At 56.5% G+C, this 230-nt stretch carries 1 protein-coding gene; it reads left to right on the top strand.

Features of this window, described 5'->3' with window-relative positions:
* Positions 1-209 (top strand): hypothetical protein (locus CVH10_RS27190; RefSeq protein WP_219925142.1); only part of this gene is annotated, 209 nt, incomplete at its 5' end.
* Positions 210-230: the final 21 nt, after the last annotated feature.

The raw sequence follows: 230 nt of genomic DNA, 5'->3' as shown, positions 1-230 counted from the left end.
CATTTTTCATGCCTTCCCAGAGTCCGTCCTGTCCTGACGCCATCGTCGTATTGGGCTGCCCATTCGAGAAACCCCGGATCGACCGAGCCGTATCGCTGCAGGTCTCGTTGTGTGAGGCGTTCGAGCCTGGTCTGAGTGGGATCGGTCAAGAAAATGATCCGATCGAATCCGTCCTCTACCTCTTCGCCCCTGGACATCACGGATCGTGATACCACGAGTCGCGAATTGTG

The organism is Halomonas sp. ND22Bw, assembly GCF_003011945.1.
In the GTDB taxonomy this organism is placed as follows: domain Bacteria; phylum Pseudomonadota; class Gammaproteobacteria; order Pseudomonadales; family Halomonadaceae; genus Halomonas; species Halomonas halophila.
Note: the sequence above shows the minus strand (reverse complement) of the source record. Positions and strands in the feature narration are given on the sequence as shown.